Origin of the sequence: Pseudoxanthomonas winnipegensis (genome assembly GCF_030322905.1) — a bacterium.
Taxonomy (GTDB): Bacteria; Pseudomonadota; Gammaproteobacteria; order Xanthomonadales; family Xanthomonadaceae; genus Pseudoxanthomonas_A; species Pseudoxanthomonas_A winnipegensis.
The window spans coordinates 3,885,449-3,901,377 of the sequence record NZ_CP095475.1 but is presented as its reverse complement, the minus strand read 5'-3'; the positions used below and the strand labels follow the sequence as shown (position 1 = coordinate 3,901,377).

The 15,929-nt window shown below is 69.1% G+C and carries 12 protein-coding genes; 5 read left to right on the top strand and 7 right to left on the bottom strand.

Annotated features, from left to right (window positions below; translation table 11 throughout):
- Positions 1 to 133: 133 nt before the first annotated feature.
- The 6 genes from MWN52_RS17185 to speE all read right to left on the bottom strand — a co-directional run bounded on the left by MWN52_RS17185 (position 134) and on the right by speE (position 7,961).
- Positions 134 to 649, bottom strand: coding sequence for a GNAT family N-acetyltransferase (locus tag MWN52_RS17185; protein WP_286575647.1), 516 nt, complete (start codon positions 647 to 649; stop codon positions 134 to 136).
- A 43-nt stretch (positions 650 to 692) separates the two neighbouring features.
- Positions 693 to 1,409: a DUF998 domain-containing protein gene (locus MWN52_RS17180; RefSeq protein WP_286575646.1), complete on the bottom strand. Its 717-nt coding sequence runs from the start codon at positions 1,407 to 1,409 to the stop codon at positions 693 to 695.
- A 445-nt stretch (positions 1,410 to 1,854) separates the two neighbouring features.
- Positions 1,855 to 2,514 (bottom strand): BUD32 family EKC/KEOPS complex subunit, encoded by a 660-nt coding sequence (locus MWN52_RS17175; RefSeq protein ID WP_130535469.1) that lies wholly within the window; start codon positions 2,512 to 2,514, stop codon positions 1,855 to 1,857.
- A gap of 470 nt (positions 2,515 to 2,984) precedes the next feature.
- The gene (locus MWN52_RS17170) at positions 2,985 to 5,279 is read right to left on the bottom strand and encodes a TonB-dependent receptor (protein ID WP_286575645.1); all 2,295 of its coding nucleotides are present in this window, start codon (positions 5,277 to 5,279) and stop codon (positions 2,985 to 2,987) included.
- Positions 5,280 to 5,433: 154 nt separating this feature from the next.
- Entirely contained in the window at positions 5,434 to 6,549 is a 1,116-nt protein-coding gene (locus tag MWN52_RS17165; protein WP_286575644.1) for a glycerophosphodiester phosphodiesterase, read from the bottom strand.
- 551 nt (positions 6,550 to 7,100) lie between these two features.
- The gene (gene speE, locus MWN52_RS17160; RefSeq protein WP_131660992.1) at positions 7,101 to 7,961 is read right to left on the bottom strand and encodes a polyamine aminopropyltransferase; all 861 of its coding nucleotides are present in this window, start codon (positions 7,959 to 7,961) and stop codon (positions 7,101 to 7,103) included.
- 116 nt (positions 7,962 to 8,077) lie between these two features.
- On the opposite strand from speE, the gene MWN52_RS17155 reads away from it, so the two are divergent.
- A complete protein-coding gene (locus MWN52_RS17155) occupies positions 8,078 to 9,928 on the top strand; it encodes a M48 family metallopeptidase (protein WP_286575643.1) in 1,851 nt (616 codons plus the stop codon).
- 61 nt (positions 9,929 to 9,989) lie between these two features.
- Positions 9,990 to 11,879, top strand: coding sequence for an arginine decarboxylase (gene speA, locus MWN52_RS17150; RefSeq protein WP_286575642.1), 1,890 nt, complete (start codon positions 9,990 to 9,992; stop codon positions 11,877 to 11,879).
- Between the two features lie 310 nt (positions 11,880 to 12,189).
- Here the strand turns inward: speA and MWN52_RS17145 are convergent, their stop codons facing one another.
- Positions 12,190 to 13,200, bottom strand: coding sequence for a pyridoxamine 5'-phosphate oxidase family protein (locus tag MWN52_RS17145; RefSeq protein ID WP_286575641.1), 1,011 nt, complete (start codon positions 13,198 to 13,200; stop codon positions 12,190 to 12,192).
- Between the two features lie 296 nt (positions 13,201 to 13,496).
- Between MWN52_RS17145 and MWN52_RS17140 the strand changes: the two genes are divergently transcribed.
- From MWN52_RS17140 to MWN52_RS17130, 3 genes are read left to right on the top strand one after another with little or no spacing between them, the layout of a single operon-like run.
- Positions 13,497 to 14,021, top strand: coding sequence for a nuclear transport factor 2 family protein (locus MWN52_RS17140; protein ID WP_286575640.1), 525 nt, complete (start codon positions 13,497 to 13,499; stop codon positions 14,019 to 14,021).
- Between the two features lie 5 nt (positions 14,022 to 14,026).
- The gene (locus MWN52_RS17135) at positions 14,027 to 15,094 is read left to right on the top strand and encodes a sensor histidine kinase (RefSeq protein ID WP_286575639.1); all 1,068 of its coding nucleotides are present in this window, start codon (positions 14,027 to 14,029) and stop codon (positions 15,092 to 15,094) included.
- Positions 15,091 to 15,837: a LytR/AlgR family response regulator transcription factor gene (locus MWN52_RS17130; protein ID WP_286575638.1), complete on the top strand. Its 747-nt coding sequence runs from the start codon at positions 15,091 to 15,093 to the stop codon at positions 15,835 to 15,837. The genes MWN52_RS17135 and MWN52_RS17130 overlap by 4 nt, the downstream gene beginning before the upstream one ends.
- Positions 15,838 to 15,929 lie beyond the last annotated feature (92 nt).

Genomic DNA, 15,929 nt, shown 5'->3' with positions numbered 1-15,929 from the left:
GGGCGCGCGCAGGCGGGTCGGAAAAGTCCGATGCCGCGCGGGCCGGTTCGCGCACATTATCGTGGAAGGACCGTTCGTTAGCGGTCACGCGCCAGAGGCGACGGTTCCGATGCGGCCCGGCCGCGGGCTGGTCTCAACTGCCGCAGGACGTCTCAGCGAGGTCGAACGCCATCCGCGGGAGCAAGCGCCCCGGGACGGAGCCGCTCGGGACCAGGCCGATCCTGGCGGCACCGAAACGGGCGTAGAACGGCTCGGCGCCCGGATCGGCGTCGAGGACGAGCCGCTCGAATCCAAGGGCCGCCGCATCGCGAAGCGCGTTCTGCAGCAACAGCCGTCCGCATCCGGTGCCGATCGCGGATGGATCGACGAAGAGCGCGCACAACTCCCCGATGGGAGGCGTTCGGCCGATCAGGCTGAAGCCGAGGATCCGATCGTCGTCCGCGACGGCGACCCAGAAGCGCCCGGATGCGCACGCCTCCGCGCTCCAGGAAAGCTCGGCGCGGCAGGCTTCGAGAAACTGCGGCGAGTAGCCCCAGTATCCCTTCGAGCGCAACGCCAGGGCCGACAGGGCCTGATGGTCGGCGCCAACCGCCCTCCGGAGTTTTGGCGGCTTACGCTGCTCGATGTTCGAGGGCGCTATCTGGGTCATGGGTCCGAAACCCGGTGCGATCGCATCACCATTGCGGCGTTGGTCAGCGCGATCGCCAGCCGCCGTCAGCCCGACCCGAGCCGCCGAGCGCGATCAGGACGATGCCGGCGACGAGCTCCCACAGGATGATCGTGTAGACGCTCCCACGCTCCCAGAGGCCGTCCGCCACGGCCGCGATCCCGAGCGCGTTGTGCGCAAGCAGCCCGACCAGCGAGAGAAGACCGACCATGGCAATGGCGATGCTGAAGCCGCGGAACCCGCGCCCGCTGATCGCGAAGCCTCCGGCCGCCGCGGCCAGGTTCCCGCAGATGATCGCGAATGCGGCGCCGATGCCGTGGAAGACGGCCATGCCGGACTGGATGGCCTGCTGGCTGCCGGGCACGGCGGCCACGAGCACGATGCCGAAGGCGTGCAGCGCCGACAGCGTCACCCAGAGCGTCGTCTTGCGCGGCCTGCGCGTCAGCGCGCGAGCGGCTAGCAGGGCTGCGATCAGGAAGAAGACGCCCTGCAGGACGAAGCCGGTGTTCATGACCCAGCTCAGCGGCGAATCGAGATGCCGGCCGTCCACGACGCCCACTTCGGGCACGCCTAGGTCGCTGATGTAGTTGGTCGCATAGCTGTAGCCGGGAAAGGCGGTGGACGCCACGTATTCCGCGGCCAGGTAGATCACGCCGGCGGCGATCCACAGCGCGCCGGCGAGGCGTCGAGCGGCGCGGGACGGCTGCGGCTCGGGAGCGGACGCGCGCGCCTTGTCGTCCATCGTGGCCGCGGGATGTAACTGCCTTCTGTTCACCGGATGGTCCTTCGAATGCGGCGATCTCGCCATCATCTCAGGACCGCGGTGAGCGCAGCGCGGTGCAGACCTGCGCGGGCTAGCGCTCCTTGCAGGAGCAGGTTGGGCATCCGCTGAAGCAGGCGGGGCGCCGCCTGGCGGTGATAGACGCGCAGTCGACGTGGAAGGGCATATCCGATCGGGAGGGTCCCCGCGCAAAGCCCCCTGCAAGCCGGCGTCAGGCAATAGCTCAGCGACGGCTACGTGCAGCCCCGCCAGCAGGCGTCTTCTCTATCCAGCCCGACACGAACGGATGCTGGAGGCAGGCTCGCAAGCGGTGGCCCACGTCGTTCCTGCTCGGGCGCGTTCGCTCATGGAGCGGGCCTGAAATTCCGAGGACGAGCCCCGCCGCGCAGGGCGGCGGGCGCTGGGCTCAGGCCTTGCTCCAGGCGTAGAAGCGCTTCCAGCCGTTGCGCACGCCGCTCACCCAGGGGCGCTGGGCGACCACGCGTGCGCGCATGCCGGTGATCTCGCGCCCGGTCAGGCGGCGCTGGATCTTCAGCGCGTTGGCCAGGTCCGAGCGGCGCAGTTCGCGCAGCAGGGGCAGGCGCATCATCCAGCGCGGCAGGCGCATGGCCGAGGCGTAGTCGAGCAGCACCAGGGTGCCGCCGCTGACCATCAGGTTGGAGGTGTGCAGATCGTTGTGGGTGATGCCGGCGGCGTGCAGCTGGGCGATCATGGCGCGCAGCTGGCGGAACACCGTCTTGCCGGCGTCCATCGCATCGCCGCCCAGCACGGTACCCGAGACGAACTCCATGCCCAGCAGCAGGCCGCCGGCCGTGCCGAGCAGCATCGGCGCATGGCGCCAACCGGCCAGGTGCCGGAGCATGCGCGCCTCGCGCCAGACCAGCAGCCGGGCCAGCAGCGCCATCGGCGTGCCGGCATAGCGGCGGTAATCCTTGACCACCACCGGGCGTCCCTCGTAGGGCGTGACGTAGACGTCCGGTTCGAGGACGCGCTCGCCGCGCTTGAGCAGCTTGGCGGTCGCCGGCAGGCGGGCGCCGGGGTGGAAGGGGAGCAGGGCGGTATTCATAAGTCGGTTGCCTCGCGCGTGGGCCGGTGGGACTCCGGGGACCAACAGCTGCGGAATTACTGAACTTTTTGGTTCGGCAAACAATTCTAACGGCTTTCCGACATGAGGGTGTAACGAAATTCCGACAGAGACTGTTCCGCTGGAGGGGGTGATCGGACGGGCTCCGAAGCGCCAAACGTCCGCCTGGGGCCACGAGGGCTCGGTAAGCCGCGGCCTCCTTGTAGAGCGGAGCTTGCTCCGCTGCTTTTCGTTCGGTTCGTGGGCAAGCTCCAGCGGAGCAAGCTCCGCTCTACAGGGTGGGAGCCGCCATGGCGGCGAGGGCGTTTCCAGGCCGGTCCCAGACGCCGGAAATCAGACCCTCGCCGCTCCGGGCGCCGCTCGTCCGGCCCCGCCCCAGCCCCAAAAACGCAAGCGGGGCGCGGACTTACGTCCGCGCCCCGCCCGGGGTCACACCAATCTGGCCTGGGCGGTCAGAAGTCCGCGCCGAAGGTCAGGAAGTACTGGCGCGGCGCATCGGCATGGATGGCATAGCGCGTGCCGGCCGGGTCGGTCGGGGCGAACGAGCTGAGCTGGCCGGCGTAGCGCTTGTCGGTCAGGTTGGCCACGTTGAAGGACACCCGCACGTTGCGCAGGCCCAGGCCGGGTCCGAAGTCGTAGCCGGTGCCGAAGTCGAAGGTGGTCACGCCCGGCACCGACTGGTCGTTGGTGTAGGTGTAGTAGCGCTTGCCGGTGTACTTGCCGCGCAGGCTGACGTTCCAGCCGCCGCCGCGCCAGCTCAGTTCGCTGGAGGCCATGCGCTGCGGCGTGTCGACGGTGATCTTGCCGGCCACCGGCACGACCTGGCCGCCGGAGACGTAGTTGTCCTCGTAGGTGCTCTTGTTCCAGGACAGCGCGTTGTACCACTCGAAGCCCGCGCCGGGCTTGAGGATGAAGGTCAGCTCGGCGCCGTTGCTCTTGACCGAGCCGACGTTGACGAACTTGGTGACGCACTCCGGGCGCGTGCCGACTTCGATGCTCGAACACGGGTTGAGCGAGAGCAGGCGGTTGTCGAACAGCACGTGGTAGGCCGCCAGCGAGGCCTGGTAGTGCTCGCCGAAGGTGCGCCAGCCGGCTTCCAGCGTGCGCGACTTCTCCGGCTCCAGGCCCTTGGCCGCGGCGAAGGACTGCGGCGTGACCTGCAGCGGGCCGCCGCTGCCGCCGCCGACGAAGGCGGCGATGTTCTGCGCGTAGGAGGCGAACAGCTCGTTGTCCTGGTTCAACTTGAAGCCCAGGCCGACCTGCGGCAGGGCGCTCTTCTTGGCCACCAGGGTGCCGCTGGCGAGCAGCGTTTCCACGCCGGGCTTGGCCTTGGCGGTCATCTCGGTGCGCGGGCTCTTGACGCCCACGTCCACGGTCAGGCGGTCGTCGAGGAAGCGCATCCGGTCCTGCACGTAGAACTGGCGGGTGCGGATGGTGTAGTCCTGGTCGAACAGGCGGCGGTTGGGCCGGTTGAGGTAGAAGTCGTCCAGGAACGGGCCGCTGACGTAGTAGAAATTGCGCTCGACGTTGTGGTCGTTGTACTCGTACCACAGGCCGGCCTCGAGCTCGTGCAGGCCCCAGCGCCAGTCCAGCGCCGCGGTGCCGCCGGTGCGGTTGATGGTGTAGTTGGTCGAGCGGATCGAGATCGGCAGCGCCTGCGGCGTGTTGGGGTAGGAGGCCTGGCCCGGCGCCCACCAGTGGCCCTGGCCGCGGTTCTCGTGGTGATAGGCCAGCAGCTTCAGATGCGCCTCGCTGCCCAGCGCGATGTCGCCATCGAGCGCGTAGAGGTTGTCGTCGCGCAGCGCGCGGCTCTGGTAGTAAGCGTCGTCGATGCTGTTGACCCCGCCGCTGAAGCGGCAGCGCGCGGCGTTGTAGGTCGCCGGCGCGCAGTAGGCCGCGGCCACGGCGCGGTCCCAGTCGGGGGCGTAGATGTTCCAGTCCCAGCCCAGGCCGCGGGCGAGCATGCTCTTGGACAGGTAGGAATAGTTGGGCTGGTTGACGCGCGAGGTGGCGATGAACGCGCCGAAGCGGTGGTCGCCCACGTTCCACACCGCCTTGGCGTTGAACTGCTTGGTCTTCTGCGCCTGGTGCGGCGGCGCCCACATGTCGGCGTCCTGGCGCACGGCGGAGACGTAGGCCGAGAAGCCGTGCAGGTCGCCGGTGTCGGCGCGCAGGTAGGTGCGGTTCTGGTGGTTGCTGCCGATGGTCTGCTGCACGCGGCCGCCGGCCTCGGTGTCCGGGTCCTGCGAGTAGTACTGCAGGGTGCCGCCCAGGTTGCTGGTGGAGGCCACGCCCAGCGAGCCGATGCCCTGCGACAGTTCGACGCCGGCCAGGTTCTCGGGAATCAGCGCGCGCGAGATGCTCAGGCCGTTGTAGTTGCCGTAGCTGTTGTCGCCCAGCGGGATGCCATCGAGCGTATAGCCCAGGCGGCTCTTGTCGAAGCCGCGCAGGGTGATGGACTGCGATTCCTCGTTGGCGCCGAAGGCGTCGTTGGACTGCACCGACACGCCCGGCAGCTTGTCCAGCAGCTTCTGCCCGCTGGTGCCCGGCGGCAGCACCTGCTTGTCGACCTGGGTGATGCGCTGCACCTGGCGGGTTTCGCCGCGGCCGATGACCGATACGCTGTCCAGCGTCTTGGCGGTGGTGTCGGCGTCGGCCGGCGCGGCGGGCGGGGTGTCGTCGGTGGCGTAGGCGTTCGCAGCGCACAGGGCGAGCGACACCGCGACCGTCAGGGAGCGGATGTGCATGTTCGAAGCGTCGTTGGTCAAGGGAGGGCGCGTAGGCGCCCGAACACCTTGACCGACGAACATGAAAACTTTCTTACGAAGTTGGCGCGGCGTTGCACGCGTGCCGGGTGATGCGCGCGTTGTGACGGAATGCCGCGCAGGCGCTCAGCATTCCTCAGGGTTTATGCCAGCCGTCTACCGCCTGTCTTCCCAGGGCCGGATCGTCGGTGAAGAAGCCATCGACGCCGGCATCGAGGAAGGCGCGCATCTCGCGGATCGAACCGGCGTCGCTGCGCGTGGCCGGTTCGCGGCCCTGCTGCAGGTCCTTGGGCAGGAAGGCGTTCTCGGGGCGGAAGGTGTAGGGCACCACCTTCAGCCCGGCCGCATGCGCGTCGGCGATGATCGCATTGGGCTTGCCCAGGTTGCCCTGGGCGTCCAGCGGCAGCAGCATGCGGTTGGCGGGGCCGAGCAGTTGGGCGTACTGGGCGATGGCCTTCAGGCCCTGCGGGGTGAGCATCTGCGCATAGGTGGTGCTGCCGCCGGCGGCGAGCACGTCGCCGGGGCGCTCGTTCGGTGCCTCGATCAGCTGGACCAGACGCACGTTGGGATGCGTATCGCCCAGCAGGGCGTGCAGCTGCTTGAGGTTGGCGATCTCGAAGGACTGGATCACGACCGGCGCGCTGCGTGTGTAGGCGTGCGCATTGAGCGTGGCCACGACCTTGGCCTCCATCGGCAGGCCCTGCTGCTGGAAGTAGGTCGAATGCTTGATCTCCGGGATCAGCCCGATCACGCGCCCGCGCGCGGCCGACTCGGCGGCGGTGAAGTCGATGATCTCGTCCAGGGTGACCAGCTGGAACTGGTCGTCGAAGGCGGTGCCGCGCAGCTTGGGCAGGCGTTCGCGCGCGCGCAGGGTCTTCAGTTCGGCCAGGGTGAAGTCTTCGGTGAACCAGCCGGTGACGGCATGGCCGTCGATGGTCTTGGTGGTCTGGCGGGCGGCGAATTCGGGGTGCGCGGCCACGTCGGTGGTGCTGCCGATCTCGTTCTCGTGGCGCGCCAGCAGGGCGCCGTCCTTGCTGGAGACCAGGTCGGGTTCGATGTAGTCGGCGCCATCGGCGATGGCCTTGGCGTAGGAGGCCAGGGTGTGTTCGGGGCGCAGGGCGCTGGCGCCGCGGTGTCCGATCACCAGGGGCCGGTCGCTCGGCACCGGGGTCGGCGGCGTGTCCTGTGCGGCGGCGTGGAAGGACAGGGCGGCGCCCATGCAGGCCATCAGGAACAGGGTCGATCGCATCATGCACTCCTTGGAAGCAGGCGCGCGTGGTCGCCCCTGCGTGACCGTGCAGCCTCGCATGCGGGGATGGCGTGTGGGTGACATTGCGTTACGGGCTGGGCTGGAGTCCTTCGAAGACAAGGAGTCTTTTGCTGATCGCGGGATCGCAGCGCGTGCGCGTCTCGGCTGCGGAAGGGCAGCGGGCCGGCGGGCGGTGGCCGCTTATCCCTCAATCAGGGCATCCTGCCCTGATTCGGGCGCTCGGCCTCCTGCCTCGCTCGTCGCGGCCACCGCCCGCCGGCCCGCTGCCTCGCGCGTCAAGTCATAAGGCTTCGGTCGGAAGACGTTCTGATCCCTTTTCTTTGTGAGCCCCCTCCCACCGGGAGAGCTCGAAGTCGCGGCTGGCGACTGAGTGGGGGAGGGTCGGACGAAGTCCGCAACACCCAAAGCACTGGGTTGGGGTCCATCCGCCGCCAAGCTTCGCCAACAGGGGCATGCAACGAAAAACGCCGCGCGGGCTGCCCCGCGCGGCGTTGGGTTGCCTGGCGTGCGCCCTGTCCGGGCGCTGGCGGGGATCAGCCTTCGCCCAGCGCCTGGGCGACGAACGGCGGCGGCACCAGCGTGCCGGTGTGCTGGTGGGCGGTGTAGTACAGGGTCTGGAACGGCTTGGCCTGCGCGTCCTGGACGCGGAACGCGAAGTCCGCGCCGGCGTCCTTGGAGGCGATGGTCACGCTCCACCAGCCGGTCGGGTAGCACGGCTGCGGGAAGGGCAGGGTCTTGAACGACTTGAAGCCCGCCTTGCCCATCTCCGCGCGCATGTCGCGGATCAGGTCCAGCAGCGCCAGCGGCGATTCGGACTGCTGCACCAGCAGGCCGTCGGGCTTGAGCGCCTTGAAGCAGCTTTCGAAGAAGGCCTGGTTGAACAGCCCCTCGGCCGGGCCGATCGGGTCGGTGGAGTCCACGATCACCACGTCCACGCTGCCCGCCGGGCAGTTGGCCATGTAGGCCACGCCGTCGTCGAACAGCAGCTCGGCGCGGGCATCGCCGTTGGATTCGCACAGCTCGGGGAAATACTTCTCGGCCATGCGCGTGACCTGCTCGTCGATGTCGCACTGGGTCGCGCTTTCCACGCCCGGGTGCTTGAGCACCTCGCGCAGGGTGCCGCAGTCGCCGCCGCCGATGATCACCACACGCTTGGGGTTCGGGTGGGTGAACAGCACCGGGTGGCTGATCATCTCGTGGTAGAAGAAGTTGTCCTTGGTGGTGAGCATCATCGCCCCGTCGATCACCATCAACTTGCCCCAGTCGGTGCTGTCGTAGATCTCGATTTTCTGGAACGGGGACTGCACTTCGTCCAGCTTGCCCTTCAGGCGAAAGCCGATCGCCGAGCCGGTGGGCTGGAAGTGTTCGATGTACCAGGCGTCGTTGTCGCTCATCGGGGGGCGGTCCGGGCAAAAAAGGGGCGCAATTGTAGCCCACCGCCTGTTGCGTTCCCGGGTCTGTGGCTTAGCATCCGCCGTGGGGGATGGAGTTCACGAACAGGGGACGCAGGATGCAGTCTGTCGAGGCATATCGAGCGCTCGTGGAGCGCCTGCAGCGCCGCGCGGTGGCCGCGCCGCTGCTTTACCGGCTTCAGCTGGCCGGGCTGGCGGGATTGGGATTCGCGGTGCTGGCCGGCTCGGTGGTCGGGGCGCTGGGCGTTTCGGTCGGATTGGTCGTGGTGCTGGCGGCGATCAAGCCGGCGCTGGTCGCCCATTTGTTCAAGCTGATCCTGATTCCGCTGATCTTCGGCTATTCGGTGCTGCGCGCGCTGTGGGTGCGGATCGAGCCCCCGGACGGCTACCGGATCGCGCCGGGCGAGGCGCCGCTGCTGGAGGCCGAGGTCGAGCGCCTACGCAGGGCGGCGGGCGCGCCGGCGCTGGCGGGCATCATCGTGGATACCGACCTGAATGCGGCGGCAGCCAGCGTGCCGCGCGTGTTGGGGCTGTTGGGGCATCGACACTTCCTGGTGCTCGGCCTGCCTCTGATGCAGGCCTTGAGCCGCGAGCAGCTGGCTGCAGTGATCGCCCACGAGTTCGGCCACCTGGGCGGCGGTCACGGCCGTTTCGGGGCGTGGATCTATCGGGTGCGGCTGAGCTGGTTCAGGTTGCTGCACGCGCTGGAGGTACGCGAAGCCTGGGCGGCGGGCATGTTCCGCAAGTTCTTCGGCTGGTACGCGCCTTACTTCAATGCCTACAGCTTCGTACTGGCGCGCGATAACGAGCTGGCGGCGGACCGGATCGCCGCACGGGTGTCCGGTGGCCAGACGGTGGCCGACGCCCTGGTCAAGACCAGCGTGCTGGGCGCTCGCCTGCATCAGGACTTCCTGCCCGCGGTGCATCAGACCGTGCGAGAACGGCCGCACCCGCCCGAGCTGCTGTATCGCGACATGGGCGCGGCGCTGCGTCACGCCCATCCGGGCGACGCCCAATGGCTGGAAGGCGCGCTGGCCCATGATGCCGGGTTGGACGACACGCACCCACCGCTTAGCGTCCGCCTCTCTGCCCTTGGCGCGACGGAGATTGCCCTGACCGAGCCGGCGCAATCAGCAGCGGAGGCCCTGCTGGGCGACCTGTTGCCGCGCCTGGAGCAGCAATTCAGCCAGCGCTGGCAGGCTGAGGTGCAGGGCAACTGGATGGCCGAATACCAGCGGCGCCAGGACCAGGCCCTGCGCGTGGCCGAGCTGGCCCGGATGCAGCGCTCGCCGGAGCAGGAGGTGGAATACCTGCTGCTGGCCGGGCATTTCCAGCAGGACGAGCAGGACCAGCTTGCGGCGCTGCAGGCGGCGGTCGCGCAGGTGCCGACGCATCTGCAAGGCCAGCTCCGCCTTGGGGCGCTGCTGCTGGACCGGGACGACGCAGCCGGCGTGGCGCATCTACGGCAGGCCGTTGCGCTGGATGCCGGCTATACCGGCGCGGTCCTGCAGCGCCTCCATGCGTTCTACCAGGCGAGGGGGGACGCGCCGTCGGCCCGGGCCGTGGAAGCCGAGTTCGATGGCTGGCAGCGGCGGCAGCGCGCACTGGCCAAGCGCCGCTTCACGTTGTCGGGAGAGGATCGGTTCCTGCCGCACGGCCTCCAGGGCGAGGCGCTCGCGCGACTGCGACAGGCGCTGGTCAAGACCAACGTGGTGCGGCGCGCCTGGCTGGTGCGCAAGGCCCTGCCCGACGACGATGCAGGCGAGCACTTTCTGCTGCTGGTACAGCTGCGCGGCCTGATGTTCAGCCGCGGAAAAGCGCTGCAGCGCGTGCTGGATGCGGTGGAACTGCCCGGTTCGATCCAGGTGTTCGACGGTGCCGATCGCCGTCGCTATGCCGGTCGATTGCGCAAGGCGGCCGGGACGCCGATCTGGCGGCGGGGGCGCTGACACAGCGGCGAAAGGAGGGGGGCGATAGAATGCGCGCCCCTCACGTTTCCAGGCAGCACCGATGACGCAGTGGTCCACCGACCAGGCACGCAAGACCTATTCGATCCCGCACTGGGCCGATGGGTATTTCGACGTGGACGCGGCCGGGCGCATCACGGTGGCCCCGCAGGGCCCGGGCGGCCCGGTGGTGGCGCTGCCGGAGGTGGTCGACGCCGCGCGCGCCGAGGGCGCCAAGCTGCCGCTGCTGGTGCGGTTTCCCGACATCCTGGGCCAGCGCCTGGGCAAGCTGCAGGCGGCCTTCGCCCAGGCCCAGGCGGACTGGAACTACGCCGGCGGCTACACCGCGGTCTATCCGATCAAGGTCAACCAGCATCGCGGCGTGGCCGGCACGCTGGCCGCGCACCATGGCGAGGGCTTCGGCCTGGAGGCCGGCAGCAAGCCCGAGCTGATGGCCGTGCTGGCGCTCTCGCGCCCCGGCGGCCTGATCGTGTGCAACGGCTACAAGGACCGCGAATACATCCGCCTGGCGCTGATCGGCCGCAAGCTGGGCCTGGAGACCTTCATCGTCATCGAGAAGCCCTCCGAGCTGAAGCTGGTGCTGGAGGAGGCCAAGGCGCTGGAGGTGATGCCCGGCCTGGGCGTGCGCATGCGCCTGGCCTCGCTGGGCGCGGGCAAGTGGCAGAACAGCGGCGGCGACAAGGCCAAGTTCGGCCTGTCCCCGCGCCAGGTGCTGGACCTGTGGAAGACCCTGCGCGACACCGAGTACGCGGCCTGCCTGAACCTGCTGCATTTCCACATGGGCAGCCAGATCTCCAACGTGCGCGACATCGCCAACGGCATGCGCGAGGCGGTGCGCTACTTCGTCGAGCTCTCCGCGCTGGGCGCCAGGATCAGCCATGTCGACGTCGGCGGGGGGCTGGGCATCGACTACGAAGGCACGCGTTCGCGCAGCTACTACTCGATCAACTACGGGCTCGGCTCCTACGCCGGCAACATCGTCCAGCCGCTGGCCGAGGCCTGCGAGGAACACGGCCTGGCCCCGCCGCGCATCGTCACCGAATGCGGCCGCGCCATGACCGCCCACCATGCGGTGCTGATCGCCAACGTGTCTGAGGTCGAGCAGGCGCCGGAGGGCCGCGTGCCCGATGCGCACGACGACGAACCGGCCGCGGTGCGCCACCTGCGCGAGATCCACGACGAGCTGGACACGCGCCCGGCGGTGGAGCTGTTCCAGGAGGCCCAGCACTTCCACGCCGAGGGCCTGGCCGCCTACGCGCTGGGGCAGATCGACCTGACCCACCGCGCGCGCATCGACGATCTGTTCTACGCCATCGCCCACGGCGTGCGCGCGCGCCTGAGCCACGAGGAAAAGAGTCACCGCCCGGTGCTGGACGAGCTCAACGACCGGCTGGTGGACAAGTACTTCGTCAATTTCAGCGTGTTCGAGTCGATCCCGGACGTGTGGGCCATCGACCAGGTGTTCCCGATCGTGCCGATCGAGCGCCTGGACGAGCGCCCGCAGCGCCGTGGCATCGTCTGCGACATGACCTGCGACTCGGACGGCATGGTCAAGACCTATGTCGAGAACGAGAGCCTGGACAGCTCGCTGCCACTGCATGCGATGAAGCCGGGCGAGTCCTACCGCATCGGCTTCTTCCTGGTCGGCGCCTACCAGGAGATCCTGGGCGACATCCACAACCTGTTCGGCGACACCGACGCGGTGGAGGTCACCTGCCAGGACGGCACCACGCGCATCACCCAGCAGCGCCGCGGCGACACCACCGACGTGATGCTCGACTACGTGGGCTATTCCCTGGACGAGCTGCGCAGCGCCTACGCCCAGCGCGTGGCCGCCGCCGACCTGTCGGCCGAACGCGCGCAGGAGTTGTCTGCCGCTTTGGAGGCGGGGCTGACGGGGTACACGTATCTTTCGGATGAGCCGTTGGCGTAGGGCTGTTTTTCCCTGCTTTCTGGGGCGGTGCGCGTTTGGGATTGGGGATTCGGGATTCGGGATTCAAAGCCGAAGCGCCACCAAGCCAAAGCGACACTAAAGCCAAAGCAATACTTCACCTCGTCATCCCCGCGAAAGCGGGGATCCATGGACTTACGCGCCGTGCACGGCGCGCAGCGACGCGCTGACCTACACGATCCACCAATCGTCGTTCCCGCGAACGCGGGAACCCAGCGCCTTGCGCGACCTGCGTGAACGTCCATGGGTTCCCGCCTTCGCGGGAACGACGATGCAGCGGCCATCGCGCCGCCTAATACAGGTTTTTCTTGTAATCCTGATCCAGCCCGTGGCGCACCAGTCCCGGCACCGCGACCGCCGCGCGTACCATCGCCGCCTGCAGGCCGCTGCTGCGGTTGAGCCGCACATGGGCCTTGAAGATCTCCGCGGGCGCCAGGTCGTCGGGAGGCTGCGCCGCCGGCCACAGTGCGGCGGCGGCCAGGGCGGCGCTGTCGCGCACCGCCCAGTGCGCCGGGGCGATGCGGGTCACCAGCTTGGGCGGCTTGTCGCCGACGGCCAGGCGGGCCCGGGCCGCGGCATCGGTGGTCAGCGTGGCCGTGCCACGGACATGCAGCAGCCGCGTCTGGCCCGGCACCAGCGCGGCCAGCGACAGGCGCGGCTGTTCGAGCAGGTTGCGGAAGCTGTCCACGCGCCGGTTGCCGGGGCGGTCGGGCAGCCACAGCGCCGCCTCGTCCGCCTGCAGCAGGGCGCCGGCCGGATCGCCCTTGGGACTGAGGTCGGCCTGGCCGGCGGCATTGACCGTGGCCAGGACCAGGAAGCGGCTGCGTGCGGCCGCCTGGACGGGGGTGAGCGGCGCGGCGAGTGGATCGGGTACGGCCTGCCAGAAGTCCGAGCGGATCAGCGCCTTGGCGCAGTGCAGATAGCACTCGCGCACGGCGATGCCGATCCGGCCGTCCTCGACCCCGGCGACCTGGCCGTTGATGCGCAGGGTCTCGCCCAGCCCCGGCACGAGCCACAGTGAGCAGAAGCTCTGCCCGGCGCGCGCCAGGCGCGGATCGTCCAGCCGGGTGGGCGGCAGATCCAGCGTGGTCGGCGTATCGGTCCGGGCGAACCCGGCCGGGCCGCCGCCGACGGTGATGGCGATGCCTTCGGCGTCGCCGAAGCCGAAGAACGCCAGCGGCGAGGCCTGCAGCCAGCGCACCGCCCAGGCGTCCAGGTGGTCGATGACCTTCATGTCGCGCGGACCGGGCAGCGCGCCGATGCAGCGCTGCAGGGTGTCGGCGTCGGTGATCTGGGCGGTCATGGCCGCCGCACCGGCAGTGGCGGCGGGCAGGGAACAGGGCAGGTGCGCAGCATCGTCATTCCTCGATCGATCGGATGAGATCGCTGGCACGACGCTGGCGTGCGCACGTTATCACGCCCGTCCGCGCATGGCCCGGCGACTGCGCTGAAGTGCGCGCTGGGCCTCGCTCGCACAGCTGTCGGATGGCCGTCTGGCGCATCGCGGGCACGGCTCGGCGCATGGAGCGAGAAGGCGTATGGCGTCATGCCGCGCCGCGTGGAGTAATGGCGCCGCCCTCACTGACGTCTCTCGATCCCATGGCAATCAGATCCAAGGCCGCGCTGGTGTTCGTGCTGCTCGCCCTGACCGTCCAGCCCGCGCTGGCCACGCAGAACAGCGAGCGTGACGTGTCCGCGATCCGGCAGGTCGTCGAAGCCTTCCGCAGCGCCATCGTCGAGAAGGACAAGGCGCGGTTCACCGCGCTGTTCTTCTCCGAGGACCCGGCCCGGGTGACCTGGCAGTTCGTCAACGACGATGCGCGCCTGGCGCGGTTCCGCGCCATCAAGCCGGACGCCAGGAAGGCCCGCTACATCCCGCAGTCCAACTACCTCAGCTTCATCGATTCGATCGTGACGAGCGCCCAGGCCAGCGAGGAAGTCTTCTCCGACGTCAGGATCGACACCGACGGCGAGATCGCCGCGGTCGCCTTCGACTACGCCTACCTGGAGAATGGCAGGCAGACCAACCGGGGCAGGGAAATGTGGCAGCTGATCCGTACCGAGGCAGGCTGGAAGATCATCTCAGTCGTCTGGACCATGCGCGATCCCGAGCGGGCCAGCTGACGACGATGGCGCCGGACGCGTCGGTCTTCTCGCCACCGCCGTGGCGCGTGTCGCTGATGGCGGCGCTGCCGATCGGCCTGTGCCTGCTGGTGATGGCGGTGCCGGCGGTGGGGCATGGGCATGCGCTGGCCTACCGCACCCTGTATCTGCTGGCCTTCCTGGCCTGGGTGCCGGTGCTGATCTGGCTGCAGCGTGCGCTCTGGCGAGCCGGGTGGTCGCCGTGGAAGACGGTGCCACTGCTGCTGGCGGTGACGTATCTGATGGCGGTGGTCAACAACGTGCTGGGCTTCCTGCTGCCCGAGGCGATGGGCTGGTCCGGGGCACAGCCGCCGCGCTGGCCGCGCGTGTTCTTCGGCGTCGACGATTGCTGGCTGGCGCTGATCGCCTATTGCGCTGCCAACGCGCTGGTGGGGCATTCCCACGCACTCAAGGAGGCCCACAGCCGTCAGGCGCAGGCGCTGCTGGCCGCGCGCGATGCCGAACTGCGCGCGCTGCGCTACCAGCTCAATCCCCACTTCCTGTTCAACACGCTCAATGGCGTGTCCTCGCTGGTGGCGCAGGCGCGCGGCGAGGAGGCGCGCACCATGCTCGCGCGGCTGGGCGGCTTCCTACGCGCCACGCTGGATCGGCCCTCCCATGAAGTGTCGGTGGCCGAGGAGCTGGCGATGACCGAGACCTATCTGGCCATCGAGCAGGTGCGGCTGGGCGACCGCCTGCGCGTGGAATGGGACATCGGGGCCGGTGTGCTGGACGCGTCGCTGCCGTCGCTGCTGCTGCAGCCGCTAGTGGAGAACGCGATCCGCCACGGCATCGCCCGACGCAGCGCGGCGGGCCGGCTGTCCATCGCGCTGCACGCGCGCGCCGGGCAGCTGCAGCTGCGCGTGGTCAACGATCTCGCGCCGGACGATGAGGCGCAGGGCGGACGAACGCTGGGCCATGCGAACGTGCGCCAGCGCCTGGCCTGGCTGTATCCGCAACGCCACGCCTTCGCCGCCGGGCTGGAGGACGGCGTGTATGTGGTCGCCATCGCGATTCCGTTGCAGCGCCTGGCTCCGCGAGGCGACGCGGCGTGATCCGGATCGCGGTGATCGATGACGAGCCCTTGGCACGCAGCGGCGTGATCGCCAGCCTTGCGCGCCATGAGGATGTCCAGGTCGTGGGCGAGTACGCCGACGGCGAGGCGGCGTTGGCCGGCCTCCCGCAGTGCCGCCCGGATGTGCTGATCCTCGATATCCAGATGCCTGGCCTGGACGGCATCGCGCTGCTCCAGGCCATGGAGGCGCACGCGCGTCCGCTGGTCATCCTGCTGACGGCACACGCCGAGTTCGCCGTGCCGGCCTTCGCGCTGGAAGTGTTGGACTATCTGCTCAAGCCGCTGGACGAGGAGCGCCTGGCCGACGCCCTGGCCCGCGTGCGGCGTCGCCTGCAGGCGAGCGCTCCCGCTCCCGTTCCGCAGTCCAGCGAGCCGAGGACGGAGCCGCTCACGCGCTTCGAGGTCCGGGTGGGGCGGCGGATCGTGTTCGTGCCGGTCGAGGAGGTCGAATATCTCCAGGCCGACGGCGATTACGTCACCCTGCACGTGGGATCCCGGCAATACCTGCTGCGCGATGCGCTGCAGCGCCTGCAGACCCAGCTCGATCCGGCGCGCTTCGTGCGCATCCATCGCTCCACCATGGTCAGGCTGGATTGCGTGGCCGAACTGCAGCCGCTCTCCAACAAGGACGCGCTGCTGCGGCTGCACAACGGCGCGCCGCTGCGCGTCAGCCGCACCTATGTCGATATGCTGCGCGTCCAGCTGACCGGCGCTTCGGGCTGAAGCGCTTCACCGCAGGCGGGGCACGGCCCGGCGCAACGACGGCAACAACCACACTGCGCGGACATAGACTTTCTTTACTTTCCCTGCACGCC

Excerpts from the sequence above, each read along its gene's own strand:
- MWN52_RS17180 (WP_286575646.1), bottom strand. The coding sequence starts at position 1,409 with ATGGACGACAAGGCGCGCGCGTCCGCTCCCGAGCCGCAGCCGTCCCGC.
- MWN52_RS17170 (WP_286575645.1), bottom strand. The coding sequence starts at position 5,279 with ATGCACATCCGCTCCCTGACGGTCGCGGTGTCGCTCGCCCTGTGCGCT.
- MWN52_RS17185 (WP_286575647.1), bottom strand. The coding sequence starts at position 649 with ATGACCCAGATAGCGCCCTCGAACATCGAGCAGCGTAAGCCGCCAAAA.
- MWN52_RS17140 (WP_286575640.1), top strand. The coding sequence starts at position 13,497 with ATGGCAATCAGATCCAAGGCCGCGCTGGTGTTCGTGCTGCTCGCCCTG.
- speA (WP_286575642.1), top strand. The coding sequence starts at position 9,990 with ATGACGCAGTGGTCCACCGACCAGGCACGCAAGACCTATTCGATCCCG.
- MWN52_RS17155 (WP_286575643.1), top strand. The coding sequence starts at position 8,078 with ATGCAGTCTGTCGAGGCATATCGAGCGCTCGTGGAGCGCCTGCAGCGC.
- MWN52_RS17165 (WP_286575644.1), bottom strand. The coding sequence starts at position 6,549 with ATGATGCGATCGACCCTGTTCCTGATGGCCTGCATGGGCGCCGCCCTG.
- MWN52_RS17175 (WP_130535469.1), bottom strand. The coding sequence starts at position 2,514 with ATGAATACCGCCCTGCTCCCCTTCCACCCCGGCGCCCGCCTGCCGGCG.
- MWN52_RS17145 (WP_286575641.1), bottom strand. The coding sequence starts at position 13,200 with ATGACCGCCCAGATCACCGACGCCGACACCCTGCAGCGCTGCATCGGC.
- MWN52_RS17135 (WP_286575639.1), top strand. The coding sequence starts at position 14,027 with ATGGCGCCGGACGCGTCGGTCTTCTCGCCACCGCCGTGGCGCGTGTCG.
- speE (WP_131660992.1), bottom strand. The coding sequence starts at position 7,961 with ATGAGCGACAACGACGCCTGGTACATCGAACACTTCCAGCCCACCGGC.